Source organism: Tomitella gaofuii, assembly GCF_014126825.1.
Taxonomy (GTDB): Bacteria; Actinomycetota; Actinomycetes; order Mycobacteriales; family Mycobacteriaceae; genus Tomitella; species Tomitella gaofuii.
In genome coordinates this window covers 1,763,912-1,788,561 of sequence record NZ_CP059900.1, presented here as the reverse complement: position 1 = coordinate 1,788,561, position 24,650 = coordinate 1,763,912, and the positions used below count along the sequence as shown (strand labels likewise).

Sequence of the window (24,650 nt, the reverse complement as noted above, 5' to 3'; positions counted from 1 at the left end):
ACTCTACGCGGCCGCCGCGGTCACACGATCTTCCAGTCCTCGAGCCCCTCGTAGAGCGGGTAGTCCTGGGCCAGCTTGCTCACCCGGGCGCGCAGGGCCGCCACGTCGGCACCCTTCCCGGCCGCGAGGGCGGTGCCGATGATGTCGGCCACCTCGGTGAAGGCGGCCTCGTCGAACCCGCGCGAGGCGAGCGCGGGCGTGCCGATGCGCAGGCCCGAGGGGTTCATCGGCGGGCGCGGGTCGAAGGGCACCGCGTTGCGGTTGACGGTGATGCCGACCTCGTGCAGCAGGTCTTCGCCCTGCTGACCGTCGAGCTCGGAGTTGCGCAGATCCACGAGCACCAGGTGCACGTCGGTGCCGCCGGTGAGCACCGAGATCCCGTTGCCGGCCACGTCGGCGGCGCTCAGGCGCTCGGCGAGGATCTTCGAGCCGGCGAGGACCCGCTGCTGGCGCTCGGCGAACTCTTCGGAGGCGGCGATCTTGAGGGCGACAGCCTTGGCGGCGATCGCGTGCATGAGCGGCCCGCCCTGCTGTCCGGGGAACACGGCCGAGTTGAGCTTCTTGGCCCAGTCCTTCTTGGCCAGGATGAGCCCGGAGCGCGGCCCGCCGAGCGTCTTGTGGACGGTGCTGGAGACGACGTCGGCGTGCGGGACCGGCGACGGGTGCAGGCCGGTGGCGACCAGGCCCGCGAAGTGCGCCATGTCCACCCACAGCTTGGCGCCCACTTCGTCGGCGATCTCGCGGAACGCGGCGAAGTCGAGCTGGCGCGGGTACGCCGACCAGCCGGCGACGATGACCTGCGGGCGCTCCTCGAGCGCGACCTTGCGCACCTGGTCCATGTCCACGCGGTGCGTCGTCTCGTCCACCCCGTAGGCGGCGACCTGGTAGAGCTTGCCGGAGAAGTTGAGCTTCATCCCGTGGGTGAGGTGGCCGCCGTGGGCCAGGTTCATGCCCAGCAGCTTCTCGCCCGGGTTCATCAGCGCCATGAGCACGGCCGCGTTGGCCTGCGCCCCGGCGTGCGGCTGCACGTTGGCGAACTCGGCGTCGAACAGCGCCTTGGCCCGCTCGCGCGCGAGGTTCTCGACGATGTCGACGTTCTCGCAGCCGCCGTAGTACCGGCGCCCCGGGTAGCCCTCGGCGTACTTGTTGGTGAGCACGGAGCCTTGTGCCTGCAGCACCGCGCGGGGCACGAAATTCTCCGAGGCGATCATCTCGAGCGTGTCGCGCTGGCGGGCCAGCTCACCGCCCATCGCCTGCGCCACCTCGGGGTCGAGCTCGGCGAGCGGGGCTGTCATGCTCGCGGCGGTGGCGGGCGAGGCTGAGCTGGACGCAGCAGTCGTCATCGAATGTGCTCCCTGATGTGGGTCATGCGGCATGGGTCGCCGATCATTCTACGAGGTTGTCCCCGTCACACGGCGGCGAGCTCGGCGCGCAGGTGCGAGGGCAGCAGCGGCTCGTCCAGCAGGCGGCCGAACCGCTCGGTGCCGTCGACCCACTCGGGGCGATCCGCCAGCCACGCGCCGAGCAGACGGTAGCCCTCCACATAGGTGCTGATGTAGGCGCGCCACAGCGGCGAGGTGAGAAAACGGAGCTGCTGGCGGGCCCGGTCGGGCGTCACCAGGGTCCACCGCTGCAGGAAGGCGGCGACATCGTCCTCGGACCGGCCGCGGTCGTGCAGCATCAGCGCCGCGTCCTGACGTACTCCGATGAGCTGTGCCGAGGCGTCGGCGATGCGCTCGGCCTGTTCACCGGCGAAGCGCAACCCCAGGTCGGCGAAGATCTCCCGGGCCCAGGCGCCCCAGCCGGGCCCGACGACGGCCTGCAGCGCCAGGTCCGCGAGCCCCTCGGCCATGAGGCACTGCGGCGTGTTGACCAGGAACAGCGTCTGCTCGTCCTCCCCCGCCGCGACCAGCCCGGACTCCTTGCGGCAGTGCTCGGTGTGGTGGCCGGGGTAGGCCTCGTGGGCGATGAGGTGCGGCAGGTTGGCCATGCGCTGTTTCAGGTCGGCGTTGATGGCCACCGTGGACGTGAATCCGCCCAGGTAGTAGTTGAACCCGGACCAGGGCTTGTCGGTGACGACCTGATAGTCCACCGTCTCCTGCTCGGGAAGCGGGTAGATCGTGCGCACCTTGTCGCGCAGCGCCGAGGAGAACGCGTGGACGCATTCTGTGAGCCGTTCCGGCGGGATCTCGTCGGCCGCGCGGAACGCCTGCAGCCGCTGCTCGACGCTGCCCTCGCCGTCGAGCACCTCGTCGAGCGTCCGGTGCGCCTCGCGGTAGCGGTCCGGGTCCCCCAGCCCGATGCGGACGTCGAAGTAGGCCTCGACCTCGTCGACGAACCCGATCCGTTCGCCGGCGAACTTGCGCGCCGAGCATTCGAGCGCCCGCAGGTGCGCGGCGATGAAATCGCGCCGGCGTTGCGCCAGGTCGGTGGCCGCGAGCACCTCGGCGCGCAGCGCCGCCGCGGAGCGTGCCAGCTCGGCGGGGTGCGGCGCCGGCTCGTCGTCCACAGCGGCCCGCAGCGCGGGGTCGCCGGTGAAGGCGTCGACGAAGCCCTCTTCGATGCGGTCGAAGCGCAGGCCCAGCAGTTGATATCGGCGGATCAGGTCGAAGGTGTCCACAGTCGATGGAGCCTAGTCGCACCCGCCGGGGGCGCGACCCGGATCGCGCCCGCACTGCCGAAGGGTGTTGACTTACCCGCATGTACGGCGACTCGACAAGCCACCGTCTGCCCTCGCCCCGGGCCCCTCACCGCGGCGGGCCCGCGCCGCAGCGCGCGTGGACGCCGCGCCCGCGCGCGCCCTGGGGGTGCGCCCGTGTCGCGGATGACCGAGCCCAGCCCGTACATCGAGTTCGACCGTCGCAGCTGGCGGGCACTGCGCATGTCGACGCCCCAGGTGCTCACCGAGGACGACCTGTACAAGCTGCGCGGTCTGGGCGAGCAGATCGACCTCAAGGAGGTCGCGGAGGTCTATCTGCCGCTGTCGCGTCTGATCCACCTGCAGGTGGCGGCCCGTCAGCGGCTGTTCGCCGCCACCGCCACGTTCCTCGGCGAGAAGCACCCGGAGCGCCAGGTGCCGTTCATCATCGGCGTCGCCGGCAGCGTCGCCGTCGGCAAGTCCACCACCGCCCGCGTGCTGCAGGCGCTGCTCGCGCGCTGGGACACTCATCCTCGCGTGGACCTGGTGACCACCGACGGGTTCCTGCACTCGACGAGGGAACTGGTGCGGCGGGGCATCATGCACCGCAAGGGCTTTCCGGAGAGCTACGACCGGCGGGCGCTGCTGCGGTTCGTCACCGAGGTCAAATCGGGGGCGCGCGAAGTGTCGGCGCCGGTGTACTCGCACATCTCCTACGACATCGTGCCCGGCGAAAAGCAGGTGGTGCGGCAGCCGGACATCCTCATCCTCGAGGGCCTCAACGTGCTCCAGACCGGCCCGCGCCTGATGGTCTCCGACCTGTTCGACTTCTCGATCTACGTGGACGCGCGCATCGAGAACATCGAGAACTGGTACGTCAAGCGCTTCCTGGCTTTGCGCGGCACCGCCTTCGCCGACCCCGAGGCGCACTTCCACCACTATTCGCAGCTGTCCGACGAGCACGCGACGATCGCGGCCCAGGAAATCTGGCACACCACCAACCGGCCGAACCTGGTGGAGAACATCCTCCCCACCCGCCCGCGCGCGACGCTGGTGCTGCGCAAGGACGCCGACCATTCGATCAACCGGGTGCGCCTGCGCAAGCTCTGAAGCTCAGCCGGGGGCCTGCAGCGCGGGGAACCAGATGTCGGCGAGGATCTCCGCGGCGGCGTCCCCTGTGAACTCGATGGTCCCCTGCACGGCCGAGCGGGTGAAGTACCGCTCGAGCTGAGTCACCAGCAGTTCCACCCGGAACCGCGCCTCGTCCCGCCTGTCCTCCGGCCACCGGGCGAGGTACTGCGGCATGGCGGCGGTGAGCTCCACGATGGAGCGGCGGCCGACGGCCTGGAACTCCGGCTCCGCGGCCAACGCCTCGTCCCAGGTGGGCAGGATCTCGCGGTTGCGGTCGAACCAGTCGAGCGCCCGCACCACCCACGCCGCGAACTCCGCGCGCGAGCCGGTTTCGAGGACGGCGTCGAGGTCTCGGTAGACGCCGGCGGCGCGCTGCTGCATCGTCTCCGCACTGATCCGGGCGAGCACGTCCATTTTGCCGGCGAAGTGCAGGTAGAACGTGGCCCGGCTGCACCCGACTTCGCGGGTGATGTCGTCCACGGTGACGGTGGCGTAGCCGCGCGCCACGAACAGCCGCCGCGCCGCGGTGAGCAGCGCCGTGCGCGTGCGCGCCTTCTGCTCATCACGCAGGGTGCGCGGCCTGCCGCCATTCCCGTGGATATCGACGGATCGGGCCTGCTCCGTCACGCCGCCTCCTCCTTCTGCCGCTGATCCTGCCGCCAAAGCCTGCGCCGCGTTTGGTGGACTTCTGGCTGCTTTTCCGCCGATTTCCAACCGAGTGTCCACCAAACGCGGGGTCGCATCGCCGCGCGGCGCCGAGCCCCGTCGCCGACTCTACAAAACGATCACTCACTAGACACAGTGTCAGTGAAGCAGTATATGTGAAGTGGGTCATAGACGCTCCGCGGGCGCCACTGCGGGAGCGACGAGAAAGGACGGACCAGTGACGACGGACTTCCGGCCGGCATTCCCCGGCAACGCCGCATCGGATCGCACGGTGTGCATCATCGGGGCAGGGTGCTCCGGGTTCACCACGGCCAAGCGGCTCAAGGATTACGGCATCGCCTACGACTGCTTCGAGATGTCCGACGACGTGGGTGGCAACTGGTATTACAACAACCCCAACGGCAAGTCGGCCTGTTACCAGTCCCTGCACATCGACACCTCCACCACGCGGCTGGAGTTCGAGGAGTTCCCCGCCGATCCGGACTGGCCCGACTTCCCGCACCACTCGCTCATGCACCAGTACTTCCGCGACTACGTCGACCACTTCGGCCTGCGCGAAACCATCACGTTCAACACGTCCGTCGAGCACGCGGCGCGGCGCCCGGGCGGAGGCTGGGATGTCCGGCTGAGCACGGGCGAGACGCGCACGTACGACGCGCTCGTGGTCGCCAACGGCCACCACTGGAATCCCCGCTTCCCCGACTATCCCGGCACCTTCGACGGCACCATCATCCACAGCCACGACTACCGCAGCCCGTTCGAACCGGTGGACATGCACGGCAAGCGCGTCGTCGTGGTGGGCATGGGCAATTCGGGGCTGGATGTGGCCTCCGAGCTGTCCAACCGCACCGTCGCCGAGCACGTGTGGGTGTCCGCGCGACGGGGCGTCTGGGTGCTGTCGAAGTACCGCGGCGGCAAGCCGGCCGACAAGATGATGATGCCGCCCTGGATGCCGAAGAAGCTGGGGCTCAAGATCTCCCGGCGGGCCATCCGCAAGATCGTCGGCAACATGGAGGACTACGGCCTGCCCGCCCCCGACCACGAGCCCCTCGCCGCGCACCCCTCGGTGAGCATCGATTTCCTCGAGAAGTCCGGCTCCGGCGACCTCACCTGCGTGCCCGCCATCGAACGTCTCGACGGCGATGCGGTGGTGCTCACCGACGGACGGCGCATCGAGGCCGACGTCATCGTCTGCGCCACCGGCTATCAGATGACCTTCCCGTTCTTCGACACCCCGGACCTGCAGCCCGACTCCGAACACCGGTATCCGCTGTTCAAGCGCATCATGAAGCCGGGCGTGGACGACCTCTACTACGCGGGCCTGGCGCAATCGTCGCCCACCATCGTCAACCTGGCCGAGCAGCAGAGCAAGTTCATCGCCAAGCACCTCAAGGGCATGTACAAGGCCCCGTCGGAGCAGCGGATGCGGGAGCTCATCGTCCACGACGAGAACAAGCACCTGGCGCAGTACTACAACGCGCCGCGGCACACGATCCAGATCGACTTCGCCCGGTACGCGCGCGACCTGCACGCCGAGATCGAGGCGGGCGAGCAGCGGGCCAGTGCGCTGGCGGGGGCCCGGTGAGCGGGCCCGCGCGCACCTCAGTGGAGGCGGGGGCCGGGGCGCTGGAGGGCACGTGCGCGCCGGGGTTCGAGGGCGTACGCGAGCTGCTGGGCCGCAACCTGGCGACGGGCGCGGAGCTGGGGGCCTCGCTGTGCGTGATGCGCGGCGAGGAGGTGGTCGTCGACCTGTGGGGCGGCACCGCCGACGCCGCGACCGGCCGCCCGTGGACGCGCGACACCGTCGTCAACACCTACTCGCTGACGAAGACCGTGACGGCGCTGTGCGCGCTGCTGCTGGTCGACCGCGGCCTGCTCGCCCCGGACGCGCCGGTGTCCGACTACTGGCCGGAGTTCGCCGCGGCCGGCAAGGGCCCGGACGGGCCGCAGACCGTGCTGGTCCGCCACATCCTGGGGCACACCAGCGGCCTGTCCGGCTGGGACCGGGCGATGGCGGTGGACGACCTCTACGACGGCCCGGCCGCCGCGGCGCTGCTGGCGGGCCAGAAGCCGTGGTGGACGCCGGACGACGGGTCCGGCTACCACGCGATGTCGTTCGGCACGCTGGTCGGCGAGTTGGTGCGGCGCATCACCGGACGGACGCTGGGTGCATTCCTCGCCGACGAACTGGCGGAGCCGTTGGGCGCCGACTACTGGATCGGCGCTCCCCGTGCGCTCCTCGACGCCCCCGAGCGCGTCGCGTCGATGGTGCCGCCCCCGCCCAGCGGATTCGACTACGCCTCCCTTCCTGCGGACAGCGTCCTGCGGCGCACCCTCACCAATCCCGCGTTCGCGCCGGCGCTCACCACCGACCCCGCCTTCCTGGCCGCCGAGCTCGGCGCCGCCAACGGCCAGGGCAATGCGCGCTCGGTCGCACTGCTGCAATCGGTCATCGCCTGCGGCGGGACGGTGAGCGGACGCCGGTTCCTCGCGCCCGCGACCATCGACCGGATCTTCGAGGTCCAGGCCGACGGGGTCGACCGCGTCCTGGGCGTCCCCGTGCGCTTCGGTCTGGGCTGGGGACTGCCGACCCCGTCGATGCCCGGCGTGCGCCCGGGGCGGGTGTGCTGGTGGACCGGATTCGGCGGTTCGGTGGTCACCGCCGATGTCGACCGCGGCATCAGCGTCGCGTACGTGATGAACAAGATGGGCCCCGGCCTCATCGGGGCGCCACGGCCCAACGCCTACCTCGACGCCATCTACGAGGCGCTGTGACCGGCGGATCGGCGGCGCCCGGCCCGACCATGCGCGCCCTGCAGATCACCGGGCCGGGCAGGCTCGAGCTGCGCGAGGTCCCGGTGCCCGCACCGGGCGCGGGCCAGCTGCTGGTGCGGGTGGCGGCGGCCGGGGTCTGCCACTCGGATCTGCACGTGCTGCACGCGGACCGGCAGCGCCCGGCGCCGATGACCCTCGGGCACGAGATCGCAGGCACCGTCGCCGCGGCCGGGGACGCCGAGTCCCCGATCCCCGTCGGCACGGCGGGAGTCGTCTACCTGTGCTGGTCGTGCGGAGCCTGCCGCGAATGCACCGCCGGCCGGCAGAACCTGTGCCTGGCCGCCGGGCGCTCCGCCATGCCGCCGTGCCCGGGTCTGATGGGCCACGACGGCGGCATGGCCGAGTACGTCGTGGTGCCGACGACGGCGTTCGTGCCCACCGACATCGCACCGGCGCAGGCCGCGCCGCTGGCCGATGCGGCGTTGACGAGCTACCACGCCATCGACGGTGCACGCGCGCACCTGCGCCCCGGCGGCACCGCGGTGGTGATCGGCGTCGGCGGCCTCGGCCACATCGCGGTGCAGATCCTGCGCGCCGTCAGCCCGGTGCGCGTGATCGCCGTCGACCTGGCCCGGGACAAGCTCGACGCCGCCGCGCGACTGGGCGCGGACGTCGCCCTCGCCGCCGACGACGCCGCTGCGGAGACGATCCTGCGGCTCACCGGGGGCCGCGGGGCGGAGGCGGTGTTCGACTTCGTCGGCGTGGACGCGACCGCGCAGCTGGCGGTCCGCGCGGTGGCGCCCGGCGGCGCCTACCGGATGGTGGGCCTCGGCGGCGGGGTCCCGGGCATCGCCGCCGACGGCGCGCTCGGCGACGGCTGGCCCTGGGGCGCCAGCGTCACGAAGGCCTACGCCGGCACCCGCAACGACCTCGTCGAATCGCTGGCGCTGGCCGCGGCGGGCGCGATCCGCGCGGAGATCGAGACGTTCCCGCTCGCGGAGGGGCCGTCGGTGTTCGCGCGGCTGGAACGCGGCGCGATCCTGGGCCGGGCGGTACTGATTCCGTGAGGAGGCGCTGACTCCGTGCGGGGTCTGATCCTGTGTCAGGCCCCGTACCGGCGGTGCCGCGCGGAGTAGTCGCGCAGGGCGCGCAGGAAGTCGACGCGGCGGAACTCCGGCCAGTACACCTCGGTGAACCAGATCTCCGAGTACGCGCTCTGCCACAGGAGGAACCCGGATAGGCGCTGCTCCCCCGAGGTGCGGATCAGCAGGTCCGGATCGGGCTGGCCGGAGGTGTAAAGATGGGCGCCGATGGCCTCCGGCGTGATCGAATCCACCAGCTGCTCGCCGGCGGCCCCGTCTGCGAGCTCCTTGCGCAGCAGCGACTTGACGGCGTAGCAGATCTCCTGGCGGCCGCCGTAGCCCACGGCGATGTTCACCTGCGTTCCCGTGCACCCCTCCGTACGCTCCGACGCGGCGCGCAGACGCTTGGCCTGGTCATCCGGCAGCAGCTCGAGCGCTCCCACGATGCACACGCGCCAGTTGCGTTCCGGCCCGGAGAGCTCGTCCACCACGTCGGTGATGATCTCGAAGAGCACCTCGAGTTCGGCAGGGTCGCGGTTGAGATTCTCCGTGGACAGCAGGTAGATGGTGGCCATCTCGACGCCCGCGCTGTCGCACCAGTCGAGCATCTCGGCGATCTTACGCGCCCCCATACGGTGTCCGTGGCTGATGTCGTCGAAGCCGTTCTCGCGGGCCCACCGGCGGTTGCCGTCGCACACCACCCCGACGTGCCGCGGCCGCGGCCTGCCCTCGAGCCCTCGCCGAAGATGCTGCTCATAGAGCCGGTACAACGGGTTGCGCACGTTCACCGCCTATTCGTCGATGCACCGGCCGGGCTGTCCGCGGGCCCGGTCCGCCCCGGCTGAGCCTACGCCCCGCCCCGCGGCGCGCCGTACCTGGACACCCGGCGCAGGCGCCGGGTTCCGGGACCGGCCGCCGTGTCCGCCGGAAGCGCCCGCCGGAACCGCGGCACGCCTCTCTGGTACGGTCGTCGGCGTGATCAATCGACTCAGCGCGCGCGCCTATTGGCGCTTTACCACGGCTCCGGATGGGGCCGTTGGTCGTGCACGCTGATCAACTTCCGCATCCGGAGCCCAAGGCAGAGACCCACGGTCTCTGCCTTTCGTCGTGAAAGACGGGCTTCCGGACCGGATCGCGGACGGGGCCCGCTCCGCAGAGCAGTTCCCCCACCACACCGAAAGGCCCTGACCGTGACCACGATCCTCGACACCCCCGCCGGAGCCGCGAGCACCACCGACCGCAACGTGGCGGGCTTCGACCACCTGCCCACGCCCCGCGAGCTCGTGGGCGCGCAGCCGCTGGGCGCGGACCGTGCCCGCCTGGTGGAACGCAGCCGCGACGAGATCGCCCGCGTGCTCGACGGCACCGACGACCGCGTGCTGCTCGTCGTCGGCCCGTGCTCCGTCCACGACCCCGACGCGGCCCGCGACTACGCCGCCCGGCTCGCATCGGTGGCCCGCGAGGTCCGCGACGACGTCCTCGTGGTGATGCGCGTGTACTTCGAGAAGCCGCGCACCACCACCGGATGGAAGGGCCTCATCAACGACCCCGGTCTGGACGAGACGTTCGACGTGCCCCGCGGCCTGCGCATGGCCCGCGAGCTGCTGCTGGACGTGCTCGACGCGGGCCTGCCCGTAGGCTGCGAGTTCCTCGAGCCCATCAGCCCCCAATACATCGCCGACGCCGTGTCGTGGGGCGCCATCGGCGCGCGCACCACCGAGAGCCAGGTGCACCGCCAGCTCGCGTCCGGGCTGTCGATGCCCATCGGGTTCAAGAACGCCACCGACGGCAACGTGCAAGTGGCAGTCGACGGCTGCGGCGCCGCGCGCGCCCCGCACGTATTCTTCGGCAGCACCGAGGACGGCCGCACCGCGATCGTCCGCACCCGCGGGAACGCCGAAGGGCACGTGATCTTGCGCGGCGGCCGCGGCGGCAGCAACTACGCGGCCGGGGACGTGGCCGGCGCCGTCGAGCGGCTGCGGGCCGCCGGACTGGCCGAGCGGGTCATGATCGACGCGAGCCACGCCAACAGCGGCAAGGACGACGTGCGTCAGGTCGCCGTCGCCCGCGAGATCGCCGGCCGGATCGCGGCCGGCGAGGACGCGATCGCCGCGGTCATGCTCGAGAGCTTCATCGAGGCCGGCAACCAGGGCCTCGACGCCGAGCCGCTCGTGTACGGCAAGTCGGTCACCGACAAGTGCATGGCCTGGGGCGACACCGCCGACCTGGTCCGCGAGTTCGCCGCGGCGGTGCGCACCGCACGGCAGGCGCGCGGCACCGCGGCGCTTGGCGCGCCGGCCGCCGGTCAAATGAACGTCTGACCGGGTTCGGTGCCCGGCGGCGGGAACAGCAGCCGGTCGGCTGCCGAATCGGCGCGGTGCGCGGCCCCACGGTCCCCGGCGGGGCCGCGCAGCGACGCCTCGAGCAGGCCCCGCAGTTCCGCCTCCGACGTGGACGGCCTGTCGCACACGAAGTGCCGGCACACGTAGGCGGTCGCCTGGTCGCGCAGCAGCGGGCGGTCCGCCAGCAGCGGCGTGGAGTCCCGCGGGCCGCCCCCACCACCACCGCGCCGCCCGGCGCGAGGCGCCGCGCCAGCGCCACCAGGCCGCTGTCGCCCGGGGCGTGCGCGATGGCCACCTGCACCGGGCCGTGCTCGGCCGCCTCGGCGACCGCCAGCCAATTGCCCGCCGACCGCGGCGCGCGCTCGAGCAGCACGCCCGCGCGGGTGAGCGACGCCTCCGCAGCCGTGCGGTACCCGGCCGCAGAGCCGGCGTCGGCCAGGGCGGACGCCGTCAGCAGCGCGTCGGTGATCGCCGAGGCGCCGGAGGGCGTGGCGCCGTCCACCGGGTCGCGCGGCCGGTGCACCAGAGTCTCCGCGTCCGCGGCGGTATCGAACCAGCTGCCGGGCGAGTCCGGGTCGGCGAAGAGATCGACGGCGGTGTCGATGAGGTCCTGCGCCTCGGTGAGCCACTCCTGCGCGCCCGTCGCGCAGTGCAGCGCCAGCAGGCCCGACGCCAGGTACGCATAGTCCTCGAGCACCGCGTCGGCCGCGCCCACGCGTCCACCCAGCGACGACCGCCGCAGCCGACCGTCGACCTTGTGCGTGCCCAGCAGCAGGCGCGCGCACTCCTCCGCCGCCGTCAGCCACACGTCCGCGGCGGCGTCAGATTCTTCTGAAGGTCGTGTGCCGTCGCCGGCACCGATGCCCGGACCCTCGTCGTCGCCCGCGCCCGCCGAGTCGCGCGCACTCGCGCGCCACGACCACGCCTCGACCAGCGCCAGGATGGCCATCCCGTTCCACGCGGTGACCACCTTGTCGTCGCGGCCCGGTTGCGGCCTGCCGTCCCGGGCGCGCAGCAGACGCGCACGCACGCCGGCCCACCGCGCCGGGTCGTCCGGCTCGTCGCGCAGCTGCAGCACCGAGGCGCCCGCCTCGAACGTGCCGGACTCGGTGACGCCGAGCAGCTTGGCCGCCCACGCCCCGTCGTCGTCCCCCACCGCAGCGGCGAGTTCGTCCGGCGTCCAGACGTAGGTGGCACCCTCGACACCGTTGGTATCAGCGTCCAGCGCCGAAGCGAAACCGCCTTCGGGCGTGCGGAGATCACGCAGCAGGAACTCCGCGCAGTCGCCCGCCACGCGGCCCGCCACCGCCGACCCCGTGCGCCGGGCCAGGTGCGCATACACCCGCAGCAGCAGCGCATTGTCGTAGAGCATCTTCTCGAAGTGCGGCACCACCCACCCGGGATCCACCGAGTACCGCGCGAAGCCGCCGGCGAGCTGGTCGTGGATGCCGCCGCACGCCATCACGTCGGCGGTACGGCGCACCGCCTGCAGCGCCGGCACCGAGCCCGTGCGCTCGTGATGGCGCAACAGCCCCTCGAGCAGCGCGCTGGGCGGGAACTTGGGGGCGCCGCCGAACCCGCCGTGCACGGTGTCCTCATCTTCGAGGATCGCGCCCACCGCGTCGTCGAGCAGCGCCGCGCCCACGGGCCGGGTGCCGTCGGGCAGTACCTGCGCCGCCGCCTGCAGGTGTTCGACCACCGAGGCCGCGGCGGTGCGCACGTCGTCGCGGCGGGTGGCCCAGGTGTCGCTGATGGCGGTGAGCAATTGCACGAAGCCGGGCATGCCGCCGCGCGGGGCCGGCGGATAGTAGGTGCCCGCGTAGAACGGCGCGGCGTCGTCCGGGGTGAGGAAGCACGTCATGGGCCAGCCGCCCTGCCCGGTCAACGCGACGGTGGCGTTCATGTACACCGCGTCCAGGTCGGGCCGCTCCTCGCGGTCGACCTTGATGCACACGAAGTTGTCGTTCATCACCTGCGCCACCGCCGGGTCCTCGAAGGACTCGTGGGCCATCACATGGCACCAGTGGCACGACGAGTACCCGATGGACAGCAGGACGGGGACGTCACGTTCGCGCGCCTCGGCGAACGGAGCGTCACCCCACTGCCGCCAGTGCACCGGGTTGCCGGCGTGCTGACGCAGATACGGAGAGGTGGCGTCGGCCAGTACGTTGGTCATACCTCCACGCTAGGCCGCGTGGCCGGGCGCGGGGGCGGGATCCGGCCGCCGCCGGGCTATGCCCCCGGTCTTCCGGGGCCGCCGGCCCCGCGGGCGCCGTCACCGGCGGGCGTCGCGTCCGGCCCCACCGCACTCCGCGACTCGGTCGGCACGCTCTCGGGTCTGCAGTGTGACGTCCCAGAACTCACTCGTCGGGTTGCTGTAGGCGCACTGCGGCACAGTCACCCCTGAGGACACTGGTCGAGCCCAATCGTGAGCCGACCTCTGGCACATCCCGCTCCCTGCCCCACGCGACGGCGGCCAGCGTGATGCATTCGCGTGTCTTCCTGGAAATAAGACTCTTCCGCAACATGCGGAATCGAGCTATTATCGAGAAATGGTCGGAGCTGAGCACAACCTCGCCCTACCCTCGGAAGGCTACGGCGACGAACCCAAGACCGAGGCAGACCTCCTTCTGATCGCGGCAGCGCGCATCCGAGCAGCACTCCCCGCAGGCTGGACGGTCCAAGCTGACAACACCGCGTTCAGCGGGCCGGCCGGCACCTCCCGCCGCTGTGACGCACGGCTCGCCCTCGTTCGACACGGCAGAACCGCGGCGACCTACGCTGTCGAGGCCAAACGCGTCCTGGCTTCGAGCAACCTGCTCCCCGCCATCAATCAACTCCTCGCACTGACGAGCGACGATTCGGTCCGAATGCGGCCGATGCTGATCGCTCGCTACCTCAGCCCCCAGCAGCAGCGGGTGCTGCAAGAACGGGGCATCGCCTTTGCCGACGCCACCGGTAATCTGCACCTGGCCTCGGAAGACCCGCTGGTCCTGCTATCCGATCGAGGGGCGAGCTCCGATCCGTGGCGAGGTCCCGGACGCCCGAGGACCAGCCTGAAGGGCCTCCCTGCCGCCCGGCTCGTGCGCGCGTTGGCCGACTTCGTCCCGCCGTACTCCGTCGCCGACCTCGCCGATCTGGCCGGCGCATCGCTCGGCGCTGCCTACCGCCTCAGCGACTATCTCGTAGGCCAAGGACTGCTCACCCGCAGAGAACGGGGGCCTATCACGGATGTCGACTGGCCCGAGCTGCTTCGGCGATGGAGCCGGGACGCCCGATATCTCGACACCAGCACGAGGCGTGGTTTCCTCGAGCCGCGCGGGCTTGACGGCTTCGTCGAGAAGCTCGGCAAGCAGACGCCGTCGCAGCGCTACGCGGTGAGTGGCTCGTTGGCCACCCGACCCTATGCTTCCTACGCCGAAGCCCGGTTGGGGCTCATCTACGCGGCCGACCCACTGCACCTCGCGTCGGACCTTGGGCTGCGCCCAGTGGACGCCGGCGCCAACGTGATCCTCGCAGCGCCGCGCTCCCCCGTCGTCTTCGAACGCACTTCGGCCTGGAGAGACATCACCATCGTCGCTCCGAGTCAGGCAGCCGCCGACCTCCTCGGCGGCCCCGGCCGGAATCCCGGCGAAGGTGAGTATCTGCTGGACTGGATGAAGGAGAACCCGGATGCCTGGCGCCGGCAACCTGATCGTTGAAGCACGCGCCGCCCTGCTCGATGCGGTCGAAGCCCTCGACGCCCACAAGGACTCGGTGATCCTCATCGGCGCGCAGGCGATCTACCTTCGCACAGGCAACGCCGCCTTCGCCCTCGCAGAGGCAACCAAGGACTCCGACCTTGCCATCGACCCGCGGAACCTCGGTGAGGATCCGCGGCTAGAAGAGGCCATGACCCGTGCAGGCTTCGTCCTCAACCCGGTCAGCCGCCAGCCAGGGGCCTGGATGTCGGCCAACGGCATACCCGTCGACCTGATGGTGCCTGAGCACCTCGCCGGCTCCGGAAGCCGGCGCGGGGTTCGCATCCCGCCCCACTCCAGACATTCTGCACGCCGGGCGGCGGGGCTGGAGGCGGCGATCATCGACAACTCACCGATGACCGTCGACTCCCTGGACGGCGACGGTCGGGACTCCGTCGTCAACGTCGCAGGTCCAGCGGCCCTGCTCATCGCAAAGCTCCACAAACTGGGCGAACGGGTCGACACTCCCGACCGTCTCAACGACAAGGACGCACACGACATCTACCGACTGCTGGTCGCGACCGAGACCCCCGAACTCGCCGAGACCATCCATCGGCTTCACGCCGACGAGATCTCCCAAGGGGCCACAACACAGTCGTTGACCTACTTGGAGCAACTCTTCGCAAGCGCACATGCCCTCGGTGCCACGATGGCCGGCCGCGCCGAGGAAGGAGTCGGCCAGCCAGAGACCGTTTCGGCTTCGGTCACCTTCCTCGCGCAGGACCTGCTGTCAGCCCTGGCGTGATCGGGGACGGGTCCCCGTGGTTCTGAACCGGCGGGTTTGATGCCCCATCGGACATGTCAGATGGCCGGACAACTCGCGGAAGCGCCCGAGTGATGGACGAAGCCCGGGAATCGGTGTCCAACGGCGCTCTCGCGTAAGTCACCCCGAACCGCCGCACCCCTTGAACTGTGCTTTCGTCAAACTCTGCTGACAGCCGCCAACTGGCGAACCTCGTGGCACCAGTGGCACGACGAGTACCCGATGGACAGCAGGACGGGGACGCGGCGTCGGCCAGTGCGTTGGTCATACCTCCACGCTATGCCGCGTGGCCGGGCGCGGGGGCGGGATCCGGCCGCCGCCGCGTTACGCCCCCGGTCTTCCGGGGCCGCCGGCCGGCCCGGTGCCGTCGCCTGCAGGCTTCCCGTCCGGGCCCACCGCGCCCCGCCGTCGGGGTCGCCTCCGTCGGGACCGCCCCCGGCGCCACCGCCGGACTCGCCGCCGTCGCCGGCGCCGCGCTGGTCGTCATCATCGTCGAACGACTTGGGCACCTTCTTGAGCTGACGGTTCATCGACCGCATGAGGAAGACGATGCCCACCAGCAGCGCCAGGATGAGCAGCAGCCCCAGCGGCGACGCTTTGCCGAACTCCGCGCCGCGCCCGCCGGTGAGGTCCTTGTTGCCCCAGTCCGCCAGCACGACGGCGCCCTGTGTCGCAGCCAGGGACATGGCGCCGATCACGACGCCGCCTCCCCGTCCAGCCCGGCGAACAGGTCGCTTTCGGGGATGGCGGTCCGCACGGTGGTCTTGGCCAGCTCGAACTCCTCGGTGGGCCACAGCCGCTGCTGCGTCTCCAACGGCACCACGAAGAAATTGCCGTTGGGATCGATCTGGGTGGCGTGCGCGATGAGGGCCTTGTCCCGGTGGGGAAAGAACTCCGCGCACTCGACCTGCGTGGTGACACGGGCCATCAGGTCGCCCTGCTCGGTCTTCCACCGGTCCAGCCAGGCCGCAAACGGGTTGGCCTTGCCGGCCTCCTCCATCGCCTCGCCGAACAGCTGCAGGCGCTTACGGATGAAGCCGTGCGTGTAGTAGACCTTGCTGACCTGCCAGGGCTCGCCGGCGTCCGGGTAGGCCTCGGGGTCGGCCGCCGCCTCGAAGGCCGCCATCGACACCTCGTGGCATTTGATGTGATCGGGGTGCGGGTAGCCGCCGTTCTCGTCGTAGGTGATCATCACGTGCGGCCGGAACGCGCGAATCTGCCGCACGAGCGCCTCCGTGGGGACCTCGAGCGGCTCCAGCGCAAAGCAGCCGTCCGGCAGCGGCGGCAGCGGGTCGCCCTGCGGCAGCCCCGAATCGACGAAGCCCAGCCACGTCTGCTGCACGCCGAGGATCCCGGCCGCGGCGGCCATCTCCTCGCGCCGCACCTCCGGCATCCGGTCGCGGACCCCCTCTACGTCCATCGCAGGATTGAGGATGTCGCCGCGTTCGCCGCCGGTCAGGGTGACCACCAGGACGTCGTTGCCCTCGGCGGCGTACTTCGCCATGGTCGCCGCGCCCTTGCTCGACTCGTCGTCGGGGTGGGCATGCACCGCCATGAGCCGGTAGGAGCTCACTGGAATCTTCACCTCGAAATCTGTGCGGACCGGATGGCTGGTGGGACGGAGTGCACGCACAGGCGGCGGGTCCCGTTCCGGTGGCGGCCCCGCAGCACCGGCACCCGCTCCCGCGGATACCACATGCACCCTTTCCATGGTCCCATCCCCACGGGGGCGCCCGCCACCGGCCCACCTGTGTGACCCGCGTCTACCCCGGCCTGCCTGCGGCGGCCTCCGCCGCCGCGGACATGGTAAGAACGGTCTGACATGAATGCTCAGGACGAGGCCATGAACTCCACCGATGGGAACGCTCCCCCCGCTCGCGGGAACGCCACCGGCGGGCCGGCGCCGTCGGCGCGGTACGAGACCGGCCGGCTCTCCCCCAAGGGGCGCAAGGCCGTGCTCATCGTCCTCGTCATCGGCGTGGTCCTGCTCGGCGCGGGAGCCGCGTATTCGTACTACTCCTCCCTCGGCAGTACCGACCTGGAGGGCCAGGCCATCCGTTACGAGGCCCTGGACGACACGGAGATGACGGCCGACATCTCGCTGAGCCGCGACGATCCTTCCGATCCCGCGATGTGCGTCATCCGCGCGCGCAACCGCGAGGGTTTCGAGGTGGCGCGCCGGGAGGTCTACTTCCCGCCCACCCAGTTCGACTCCACCGTCGTCACCACAAAGCTGCGCACCTCCTCCCTCGGCGGTGTCGTGGACGTGTACGGATGCACCTACGACGTCCCCGCCTACCTGGGCGCCGACACGCCTCCGGGGAGTTGATGCACCGGCGATGACGTGACGGTCCGCCCCTCGGCGGACGCCGGTACACCGAACCGGACCGCCCGGACGACGACGCGGCGGCCCGGCGTACCGGCGGATACGTTTACGCCACGCGTTTCGGTGGTACATTGATGTCGTACACGGCTCCGGGCGAGTCGTGTACTGCTGCATTAACGGCAGCTGCATTCGCTGCGGCTGCCGGGGACGCGCCGGGGGATTCGGCGCGGACCCCGACACCGAACCGATCCCCGTGGCGGACATCCGGCCGTCACGGGTCGAGGCCGTCCGGGCAGTCGGCGCTTTCCGCCGGCGGCTCGCCTACGGCCACGAACGACCATGGAGCGACCGACATGACTGATACGCAGGAGACCTGGCTCACCCAGGAGTCGTACGACCGGCTCAAGGCGGAACTGGATGGTCTCGTCGCGAATCGTCCCGTGATCGCCGCCGAGATCAACGAACGCCGTGAAGAAGGCGACCTCAAGGAGAACGGCGGCTACCACGCGGCCCGCGAGGAGCAGGGCCAGCAGGAGGCGCGCATCCGCCAGCTGCAGGAGCTGCTCGGCAATGCCAACGTGGGCGTGGCCCCCACCAAGTCGGGCGTCGCCCTCCCCGGCTCCGTCGTCGAGGTCTACTACGGCGACGACGAGTCCGACACGGAGAAGTTCCTCATCGCCACCCGCGAGGAGGCGTCTGCCGAGGACGAGATGCAGATCTACTCCCCCAGCTCGCCGCTGGGCGGCGCCCTCATCGACGCCAAGGTCGGCGAGACCCGCGAGTACCTCGTGCCCAGCGGCCGGACGATGAAGGTCACGCTCCTGAGTGCGGAGCCGTACAAGGGCTGACCACCTCTCGGCGACGAGCGACCGCCGCACGGCAGCCCGGCACCTTCAGGTGCCGGGCTGCCGTCGTCTCCACGTGGCCTGCCGGGCCCGTCAGTCGAGCATGCGAAAGTCCGCGAAGTCGAAGCCGGGGACGACGACGCAGCCGACGAGTCCGGCCTCGCCGCCGAGCGGCTGCGCGCGCTGCCAGCACCACTCGGGCACGACGGCCTGCGGCGATTCACCGCGCTCCACGTCCGAGCCGACCACGCGGACGACGGACTCGCGCGGCACGTCGCCCGTCCCGCCCAGTTCGAGGGCGATAGGTCCGCCCCGGTGATGCAGCCACAGCTCCGCGCCGGGCACACGATGCCATGCTGAGCGCTGCCCGGGCACCAGCAGAAACAGGATGCAGGTGCCCGCCGAGCGCGGCCCCGGGAAGCCGGCCGGGAGCACGTCGGCGGGCAGCGTGGTCCCGCTGCGCCACGTCTCGCGGAACCATCCGCCCTCCGGGTGCGGCTCCAGCTCGAGCCCCCGGGCCCAATCCGGCAGCGGAGAAGTCGTCGCGTCATTGCGGGCGTCCATGCCTCGATCACACCGCATCCGGGGCCCGGGTGCATGCGCGGGGCGGCTGCAGTCACGTCCCGGCGGCCGTCACGTCACAGCTCTGTGACGAGCTTCACCACCCCTGCGGAAACAGCGTTACAATCAAGGTGAGCCCAACACTCGGCAGGGCCCCGGTGTGCACATCCGCCTCCGGGAGCGCCCAGCGCGAACAGCGGCTTCACATGGAAAGGGTGGTAGCGACATGGATTCGACAGTGCGGGAAGACGAGTTCGACGCCCGTTCAGGCAACCGGGTGCGTACGCGGACCATGGCGGAGTACCTGACGGATCACCCGCTGAAGGGGATGTTCCCTCCCACCAGTGAGCTCACCACCCGGGTGGTCATGGTGATCAGCTACCTGCTGATCCTGGCCGCCATCATCTACATCGTCGTGCGGGCGGTGTAGGCGGCCCACCGCTCTTCCGACGCGACGTCCGGATCCCGGCGATCCACGTGGCCGTCATCGAATTCGATGACGGCCACGCTCGTCATCGCGAAGATCGCGATCGCCAGGACAGTCGGGATCATGACGCCGTCCCGGAGACTCTTCATCCATCCCCCCGCCACCGGTCAGTCGCGCCGCCGCGCCTCGAGTGGCCGTGGCGGCGTTTCTTCGCGCGGCAGCTCCGTGATGAGCTGCCGGCGCAACTCCACTTCCACGGCACCCCACGCGATGTCATCGGCGGTCTCCCGCGAGCGCAGCGTCACCGCGCTCGCCACGTCCGGCATGAGCATCTCCGGCGGCACGCGCAGCACCCGCGCCAGGCTGTACACGGTGGACAGGTGCGGGTCCGCCGAGCCGCCGTCGCGGCTGGTGTTGCGCTCCAGATTGGACACCTGGTTGCGGTGCATCCCGCTCAGATGCGCCAGCTGCTCCTGGGTGAGGTCACGGTGGCGGCGGATGTAGCGGAGCCGACGGCTGAACGAGAAGCCGTAACTCGGCCACTCCAGCACATCATCGGTTCTCGCCACGCGATTACGTTCGCCCAGCGCACCCGCAAAGTCTGCACAGTACGTTGTGCAGAGAGTGTGATGTTCGCTGCGGCAGCGACGACGGGAACGGTTCCGCGGAACCGCGCCGGCTTCCGGAATCTTCCACCCCGCCGCCGCGGCACGCCGTCGACACGGTCACCTCGGACCGCCGTGCGATCGCCATGGTGCTGGCCGCCGAGCGCGCGCTGGGCCGAAGGCCCGAGGAGATGCCGCACAACAACCCGGGCTTCGACGTCCGCACCACCACCGCCGACGGCCGGACCATCTTCATCGAAGTGAAGGGCCGGGTGATGGGTGCGGACACGTTCTTCGTCACGCGCAACGAGGTGACCACCGGGCGGAATGCGGGCAAGGAGCACCGGCTGGCGCTGGTCGCCGTGAGCCCCGAGGGACCCGAGCACGATCAGCTCCGGTACATCGTGGATGCGTTCCGGCACTGGAACTTCGGCTTGTTCGCCGCCACCGGCATCGAGGCCAAGTGGCGCGACGTGTGGGAGGCCGGTGGTGCACCGGTGTGAAGCAGGTCAGTCGTTGCCGTAAATTTCGGACCTATGGCCGAGGCCGATTGCGAGAACAATCAGTTCCGATTCACGAATTTCAGCGATCACACGCCAATCACCAATGCGATATCGCCAGTACCCGGATAGTCCAGCGGTGAGCGGCTTGCCGCGAAGTCGCGGGTCATCGAGCTGGCACACCTCGTCCAGATACGTCCGCACCCGCCGCAGGACCTGTCGATCGAGTTTTCGGGCTGCTCTATCGAACCTGGTGGTGGTTCGGAGTTGCCAGCCCGTCACACCCCCAGCTCATCCCAGAGTTCCTGGGCCGGCCGGCTCGTCTTGTCCGATGCTTCCCACTCCTGCACGACGGCATCCCCCCAGTACTTCTCTTCCAACTCGTCGAGGTGCTCCCGAAGCGCCTCGCGCACATAGAACGACTTCGAACGGCCGGTGCGTTTGGCAAGACGATCCAAACGTGCCTCTTCCTCCGATGTGAGCCTGATCGACATGGACAACCCCACCACCTCCTGCGATACAAGTATCGCAGGAGGTGGTGGACGCCGCCACCAGCATCGAGGCCAAGTGGCGCGACATGTGGGAGGCCGCCGCGCCGAACCAGAAGAGCCGGTGGCGCAACTTCACCGGCACCCCGGCCCCTGCGACGCTCGCCGCAGGGGCCGAGGCACACGCCGCGACGGGGCTGGCCAAACACGGCGTCAACGGACAGGTGGCGGTGCACTTCACCTTCGATTGACCGTCCGACTTCCGGCCAGCGCGCGTCAGCACCCAGGCAGGCGCACTCCATCGCGCACCGCCCAGCCGCGTTGCAGGGCGTAACCGGCGGCGCTCACGAGCTCCGACACCGGAAGCGTGGGCGCGCGGAAGAGGCTTCCCTTCCACATCTTCTCCCACAGCACCGGCAGCAGTTCGCAGTAGCCGAGCCCTTCCGCGGCCTCGTCGAGCGCCGGCCGCATATCCGTAGGCTCCGGATCGTCGGGTACCCGCGCGAACCGCACAGCACCGTTGCGCAGGATCCGCACTGAGACGAGGTCGCCCGACGTGCACCGGGACAGCGACCCGCGTGCGAGCATGAGCGAATCTTCGGTGACCTCACCCAGCCGGCCGCTGTCGCGTACCCCCGAGACCTTCCTGAAGAACTCCGCGAGCGCGGCCATGCCCCAGTCGCGGATATGCCGGATCTCGGTGATCGCGGTGAGGTCCGGAGCGGCGACGATGGTGTCGGTGGCGATCTCGTGCGCGGTGAGTCTCCGGGTGAGCACCGTCCGGTCGACGGCCTCGTCCATCAGCGCGATCCGGCCGTCCGGAAACACGCCGATCCCGTGCGCGGGCACGTCGTCGAAGAAGTTCTCCGTCACCTCCGATTCCCACCCGTCCCGCGCAAGCAGGCGCAAAAGATCCGGCTCGCCGAGCGGCCCGTGCTCGCCGAGGTGGCGCAGCGCATCCTCGTCGTGCGCGGCGCGCAACAACTCCCGGTGCGCGTCGTCGGCCCCCAGCCAGTCCCAAGCGTCCTCGTCGTCCCAGTCTTCAGCGGCGCCGTAGCCGCCGCAGTGTTCGCAGAACGTCTGCTCCACCGTCTCGTCCTCCCCCTCGGTCTCCCCTGACGACCGCGACACTACGGGCGAGGGGCGACAACTTCGGCGGGCTCAGCGCCCGGCACAAACCAGTGAGCGCGTGCCTACGGTCTGCGGCGCAGATCGTAGGCGCGCGCTCACCGGTCACGGAACACGGACCGGCACCGCTACAGCCCCAGCATCTCCCGCAGCCGGGCCGGGCTCATCCCGCCGGGCCCGGTGGCCTCCGGGAACGAGTCGAGCAGCCGGATCACGTCGTCGCGGGTGGTGGGATCCTCGGCCGCCTCGCGCGGGGTGCGCCCCTGCAGTGCCGGAATGGACTCGTCGGCCCACTTGCGTTCGTAATCGCGCACGAACTCCTCCAGCGCCTCCGCCGCAGCGGGATCCAGCTCCGGCGCGGGCAACTCCGCCGCACCGTCCGACTCCGCCCGGTCCATCAGCTCGGCGGCGCTGCTGCGCGACTCGTCGACCAGCTCGGCCCCCGGGGCGATGGAGAGCAGGTGCTCGGTCATCGCCTCGTAGCGCTCCTCGCTCATCGCGTCGACGGTCAGCGCCAGCCCGTCGTCCTCCGCGGGGATCTGCGTGACCGTGCCGAGGACGCGCGTCCCGTCCAGCCAGGTCCACTCGTCGCCCTCACGTTTGCCGTAACGGCGGCTGAGCTTGCGGGCCACACCGGTCGCGTCGGGGATGTTGAACGTGCCCGTGCAGATCACCATTTCCTCGCCGGTGGCGGTGCGCATCTGCACCGGGGCGTAGCGGCGGCCGAGCAGCTCGATGAGCCCGAACGCGTCGGCGGGCTCGTCGAGGATGTCGATGAGCTCGCCGCGCAGCGCCGGGTCGATCGTCTCAATGCCGCCGTAGATGACGTTCTCGTCTCCCTCGGGGACGACGCGGACACAGAGGAACATGCCGGAGCTGATCTGCCGCGACCCGGCGCGTTCGGTCACCTCCACCCGCTCGCCGGTGCGCGCGTCACGCAGCGTGAAGCCCTCGCCCGGGCGCGATTCGAGCACCTCGTACACCGACCGCTCGACCAGCATCCACTGCGCCACCAGCATTGTGTCCTCGTCGGTCAGCAGCGGCCCGCAGTAGTCGAGGAACACCTCCAGCAGCCGCCCCTCGATCAAGGCGACGTCGGCGGCCAGCGGGTCGCCGGCCATCTGCGGCGCAGCCTGCGCGCCCACGCTCTCGGCGCGCATCTCCTCGAGCGCATCGATGACGACCCCGAACTGGCTCATCCGGGCGAAGGCGAAGGCCTTGGTCTGCAGCAGCTGATTCCGCTGTTTGGGGCTCACGCGGGGCGTGCCGCGGTGGCATTTTTTGTACTTGCGGCCGGACCCGCACCAGCACGGGTCGTTGCGCCCGGGCTCCGGCGACGCCTGCGCGAGAATGTCCTGGAGGAACGGGATCAGCGGGTTCTCTTCCGGATCGGGTAGAAGGCGGAGGAACGAAAGCGCCTGTTCGTAGTCGGACCGGATCAGCGCGAACGCGAAGAGGTCGTGCACGCTCAGCAACCAGGTCTCGTCGGCGGCGTACGCGTCGCGCAGCAGTGACTCAGCGCCGGCCACGTCCTTGAGCCGCGACGCCGCGGCGGAGGCCAGGTACAGGGCCGCGGGCCGGGAGTATGTGGGGGCGAAGCGGGCCACCAGCACGCCGGTCTCGCGCAACCCGGAATACAGGCGGACCGCGTCGGCGGGAAGGGCTCCGTACTCCCGGTCGGCGTCGGGATCGTCCTCCTCGGCCGCCGCGTGCAGCACCGACTGGTCGATCATCGCGAGCATGTCGATGACCTCGTCGTAATCGTCGAGGCCGTCGAAGGCCTGCGGGTTGCGCACCAGCGCCGCGCGCATCGCCTCTTCCCGTTCCGCCGACGCCATCCGGGAGAACATGAGCAGCCGCAGCCCCACCCCGCCATCCGGGCCCTCGCCGGCGAGCATGCTCTCACGCAACTCGCGGCGGGAAGACTCGAGATCCGCATGCGAGCGGGCGAGATGCCCGTTGTCCAGTACGTATCCCGCGTTCTCGACCAGCTCGGACACGGGCAGCGTGGGCGTGCACAGCAGCCCGTGGTCCCACGTCTGCTGGTGCAGGATGTCGTCGACGTACACCGACTCGCCGGGCGCGACGGCCGCGTCGAAGACCGGGCGCAGGTCCACCTCCGCCGGCGTCGGAACCGGTTCCACCGACACCGCGCCGTCCTCGCCGATGCACACTCCGACGAGGTCTCCCGGCCGGTACCGGGCGAGCGTTCCCGGCTCCAGGATCAGACCGGCCTCGATCGACTCGGCGAGCTCCTCCGCGCCGCGTTCCTCGAACACGGCGTAATCGCCGAGCACCGGCAGCTCGACGGGCGCGTTCGGGCGCAAGATCGTCAGCGCCACCAGATCCGGGCCGTCCGCCAGGATATCGGCCGCGATCTCTGCGTCAGTGACGCGGCGGGTGACGACCATGCTGTCCGCGATCCGGTCCATCACGACCGTGCGTCCGTCGGCGAACTCGACGACGTAGGGCTCCGGCGGGTTGTGCACGTAGGCCTTCGCGTCGGAGCGCCGCCAACCTGCGCCGACGAGCAGCTCGATCCACTCTGCGCCGGTGATGGGCTCGTGTTCGCGGAGCAGCTCGACGGCGTCGTCCGCGTCCGGGTCGCTCTGGTAGTCCGTCACGCCGCGACG

25 protein-coding genes and 1 pseudogene are annotated in these 24,650 nt (G+C 70.6%); 12 read left to right on the top strand and 14 right to left on the bottom strand.

What is annotated here, in order from left to right:
- Positions 1-20: 20 nt before the first annotated feature.
- Positions 21-1,343: a serine hydroxymethyltransferase gene (gene glyA, locus H4F70_RS08430; protein WP_372497573.1), complete on the bottom strand. Its 1,323-nt coding sequence runs from the start codon at positions 1,341-1,343 to the stop codon at positions 21-23.
- Positions 1,344-1,408: 65 nt separating this feature from the next.
- Positions 1,409-2,620: a DUF885 domain-containing protein gene (locus H4F70_RS08425; RefSeq protein ID WP_182359814.1), complete on the bottom strand. Its 1,212-nt coding sequence runs from the start codon at positions 2,618-2,620 to the stop codon at positions 1,409-1,411.
- A 195-nt stretch (positions 2,621-2,815) separates the two neighbouring features.
- Here H4F70_RS08425 and coaA point away from each other — a divergent pair, with 195 nt between their 5' ends.
- Positions 2,816-3,748: a type I pantothenate kinase gene (gene coaA, locus H4F70_RS08420; protein ID WP_182348229.1), complete on the top strand. Its 933-nt coding sequence runs from the start codon at positions 2,816-2,818 to the stop codon at positions 3,746-3,748.
- 3 nt (positions 3,749-3,751) lie between these two features.
- Here coaA and H4F70_RS08415 read toward each other — a convergent pair whose 3' ends face one another.
- Positions 3,752-4,396 (bottom strand): TetR/AcrR family transcriptional regulator, encoded by a 645-nt coding sequence (locus tag H4F70_RS08415; protein WP_235681417.1) that lies wholly within the window; start codon positions 4,394-4,396, stop codon positions 3,752-3,754.
- A 256-nt stretch (positions 4,397-4,652) separates the two neighbouring features.
- On the opposite strand from H4F70_RS08415, the gene H4F70_RS08410 reads away from it, so the two are divergent.
- Genes H4F70_RS08410 through H4F70_RS08400 form a run of 3 tightly spaced genes read left to right on the top strand, consistent with a single transcriptional unit; the run spans position 4,653 to position 8,277 of the window.
- Complete coding sequence (locus H4F70_RS08410; protein WP_182359813.1) at positions 4,653-6,020, top strand: flavin-containing monooxygenase; 1,368 nt, start codon at positions 4,653-4,655, stop codon at positions 6,018-6,020.
- Positions 6,017-7,210 (top strand): serine hydrolase domain-containing protein, encoded by a 1,194-nt coding sequence (locus H4F70_RS08405; RefSeq protein WP_235681416.1) that lies wholly within the window; start codon positions 6,017-6,019, stop codon positions 7,208-7,210. The genes H4F70_RS08410 and H4F70_RS08405 overlap by 4 nt, the downstream gene beginning before the upstream one ends.
- 29 nt (positions 7,211-7,239) lie before the next feature.
- Positions 7,240-8,277: an alcohol dehydrogenase catalytic domain-containing protein gene (locus tag H4F70_RS08400; RefSeq protein WP_182360266.1), complete on the top strand. Its 1,038-nt coding sequence runs from the start codon at positions 7,240-7,242 to the stop codon at positions 8,275-8,277.
- A gap of 35 nt (positions 8,278-8,312) precedes the next feature.
- Here H4F70_RS08400 and H4F70_RS08395 read toward each other — a convergent pair whose 3' ends face one another.
- Complete coding sequence (locus H4F70_RS08395; protein ID WP_182348226.1) at positions 8,313-9,080, bottom strand: isoprenyl transferase; 768 nt, start codon at positions 9,078-9,080, stop codon at positions 8,313-8,315.
- Between the two features lie 402 nt (positions 9,081-9,482).
- Here H4F70_RS08395 and H4F70_RS08390 point away from each other — a divergent pair, with 402 nt between their 5' ends.
- On the top strand, positions 9,483-10,613 hold the full coding sequence (locus tag H4F70_RS08390) for a 3-deoxy-7-phosphoheptulonate synthase (protein ID WP_182359812.1): 1,131 nt from the start codon (positions 9,483-9,485) through the stop codon (positions 10,611-10,613).
- Between the two features lie 95 nt (positions 10,614-10,708).
- On the opposite strand, the pseudogene H4F70_RS08385 reads toward H4F70_RS08390, so the two are convergent.
- A pseudogene (locus H4F70_RS08385) lies at positions 10,709-12,810 on the bottom strand (thioredoxin domain-containing protein); the annotation flags it as partial.
- 376 nt (positions 12,811-13,186) lie between these two features.
- Between H4F70_RS08385 and H4F70_RS08380 the strand changes: the two are divergent.
- On the top strand, positions 13,187-14,335 hold the full coding sequence (locus H4F70_RS08380; protein ID WP_182359811.1) for a hypothetical protein: 1,149 nt from the start codon (positions 13,187-13,189) through the stop codon (positions 14,333-14,335).
- The gene (locus H4F70_RS08375; protein WP_182359810.1) at positions 14,307-15,119 is read left to right on the top strand and encodes a GSU2403 family nucleotidyltransferase fold protein; all 813 of its coding nucleotides are present in this window, start codon (positions 14,307-14,309) and stop codon (positions 15,117-15,119) included. Before H4F70_RS08380 ends, H4F70_RS08375 begins: the two co-directional genes overlap by 29 nt.
- A 176-nt stretch (positions 15,120-15,295) precedes the next feature.
- Here H4F70_RS08375 and H4F70_RS21135 read toward each other — a convergent pair whose 3' ends face one another.
- Both H4F70_RS21135 and mca read right to left on the bottom strand, forming a co-directional pair.
- Positions 15,296-15,835 carry a DUF255 domain-containing protein gene (locus H4F70_RS21135; RefSeq protein WP_182359809.1) on the bottom strand — a complete coding sequence of 180 codons (540 nt, stop codon included), beginning with the start codon at positions 15,833-15,835 and terminating at the stop codon, positions 15,296-15,298.
- Positions 15,832-16,710, bottom strand: a complete 879-nt coding sequence (gene mca, locus H4F70_RS08365) for a mycothiol conjugate amidase Mca (protein WP_182360265.1) — start codon at positions 16,708-16,710, stop codon at positions 15,832-15,834. The genes H4F70_RS21135 and mca overlap by 4 nt, the downstream gene beginning before the upstream one ends.
- A gap of 270 nt (positions 16,711-16,980) precedes the next feature.
- Between mca and H4F70_RS08360 the strand changes: the two genes are divergently transcribed.
- Both H4F70_RS08360 and greA read left to right on the top strand, forming a co-directional pair.
- Positions 16,981-17,466: a DUF4307 domain-containing protein gene (locus tag H4F70_RS08360; protein WP_182359808.1), complete on the top strand. Its 486-nt coding sequence runs from the start codon at positions 16,981-16,983 to the stop codon at positions 17,464-17,466.
- A gap of 350 nt (positions 17,467-17,816) precedes the next feature.
- Positions 17,817-18,311 carry a transcription elongation factor GreA gene (gene greA, locus H4F70_RS08355; protein WP_182348221.1) on the top strand — a complete coding sequence of 165 codons (495 nt, stop codon included), beginning with the start codon at positions 17,817-17,819 and terminating at the stop codon, positions 18,309-18,311.
- 90 nt (positions 18,312-18,401) lie between these two features.
- Here the strand turns inward: greA and H4F70_RS08350 are convergent, their stop codons facing one another.
- The gene (locus H4F70_RS08350; RefSeq protein WP_182359807.1) at positions 18,402-18,872 is read right to left on the bottom strand and encodes a cupin domain-containing protein; all 471 of its coding nucleotides are present in this window, start codon (positions 18,870-18,872) and stop codon (positions 18,402-18,404) included.
- 223 nt (positions 18,873-19,095) lie between these two features.
- Between H4F70_RS08350 and H4F70_RS08345 the strand changes: the two genes are divergently transcribed.
- On the top strand, positions 19,096-19,299 hold the full coding sequence (locus tag H4F70_RS08345; RefSeq protein WP_182348219.1) for a hypothetical protein: 204 nt from the start codon (positions 19,096-19,098) through the stop codon (positions 19,297-19,299).
- Here H4F70_RS08345 and H4F70_RS08340 read toward each other — a convergent pair.
- A complete protein-coding gene (locus H4F70_RS08340; protein WP_182359806.1) occupies positions 19,275-19,421 on the bottom strand; it encodes a hypothetical protein in 147 nt (48 codons plus the stop codon). The genes H4F70_RS08345 and H4F70_RS08340 overlap by 25 nt on opposite strands.
- 42 nt (positions 19,422-19,463) lie before the next feature.
- Complete coding sequence (locus H4F70_RS08335) at positions 19,464-19,865, bottom strand: helix-turn-helix transcriptional regulator (RefSeq protein ID WP_182359805.1); 402 nt, start codon at positions 19,863-19,865, stop codon at positions 19,464-19,466.
- Positions 19,866-19,909: 44 nt separating this feature from the next.
- On the opposite strand from H4F70_RS08335, the gene H4F70_RS08330 reads away from it, so the two are divergent.
- Positions 19,910-20,404 (top strand): protein NO VEIN domain-containing protein, encoded by a 495-nt coding sequence (locus H4F70_RS08330; RefSeq protein WP_268968369.1) that lies wholly within the window; start codon positions 19,910-19,912, stop codon positions 20,402-20,404.
- A 6-nt stretch (positions 20,405-20,410) separates the two neighbouring features.
- On the opposite strand, the gene H4F70_RS08325 is transcribed toward H4F70_RS08330, so the two are convergent.
- Both H4F70_RS08325 and relB read right to left on the bottom strand, forming a co-directional pair.
- Positions 20,411-20,683 (bottom strand): type II toxin-antitoxin system RelE family toxin, encoded by a 273-nt coding sequence (locus H4F70_RS08325; RefSeq protein WP_182359803.1) that lies wholly within the window; start codon positions 20,681-20,683, stop codon positions 20,411-20,413.
- Complete coding sequence (gene relB / locus H4F70_RS08320) at positions 20,680-20,895, bottom strand: type II toxin-antitoxin system RelB family antitoxin (protein WP_220471787.1); 216 nt, start codon at positions 20,893-20,895, stop codon at positions 20,680-20,682. Before relB ends, H4F70_RS08325 begins: the two co-directional genes overlap by 4 nt.
- Before the next feature lie 44 nt (positions 20,896-20,939).
- Between relB and H4F70_RS08315 the strand changes: the two genes are divergently transcribed.
- A complete protein-coding gene (locus H4F70_RS08315; protein WP_182359802.1) occupies positions 20,940-21,140 on the top strand; it encodes a hypothetical protein in 201 nt (66 codons plus the stop codon).
- Positions 21,141-21,165: 25 nt separating this feature from the next.
- On the opposite strand, the gene H4F70_RS08310 is transcribed toward H4F70_RS08315, so the two are convergent.
- Positions 21,166-22,020, bottom strand: a complete 855-nt coding sequence (locus H4F70_RS08310) for a hypothetical protein (protein WP_182359801.1) — start codon at positions 22,018-22,020, stop codon at positions 21,166-21,168.
- A gap of 125 nt (positions 22,021-22,145) precedes the next feature.
- The gene (locus tag H4F70_RS08305; RefSeq protein ID WP_182359800.1) at positions 22,146-24,641 is read right to left on the bottom strand and encodes an SEC-C metal-binding domain-containing protein; all 2,496 of its coding nucleotides are present in this window, start codon (positions 24,639-24,641) and stop codon (positions 22,146-22,148) included.
- Positions 24,642-24,650: the final 9 nt, after the last annotated feature.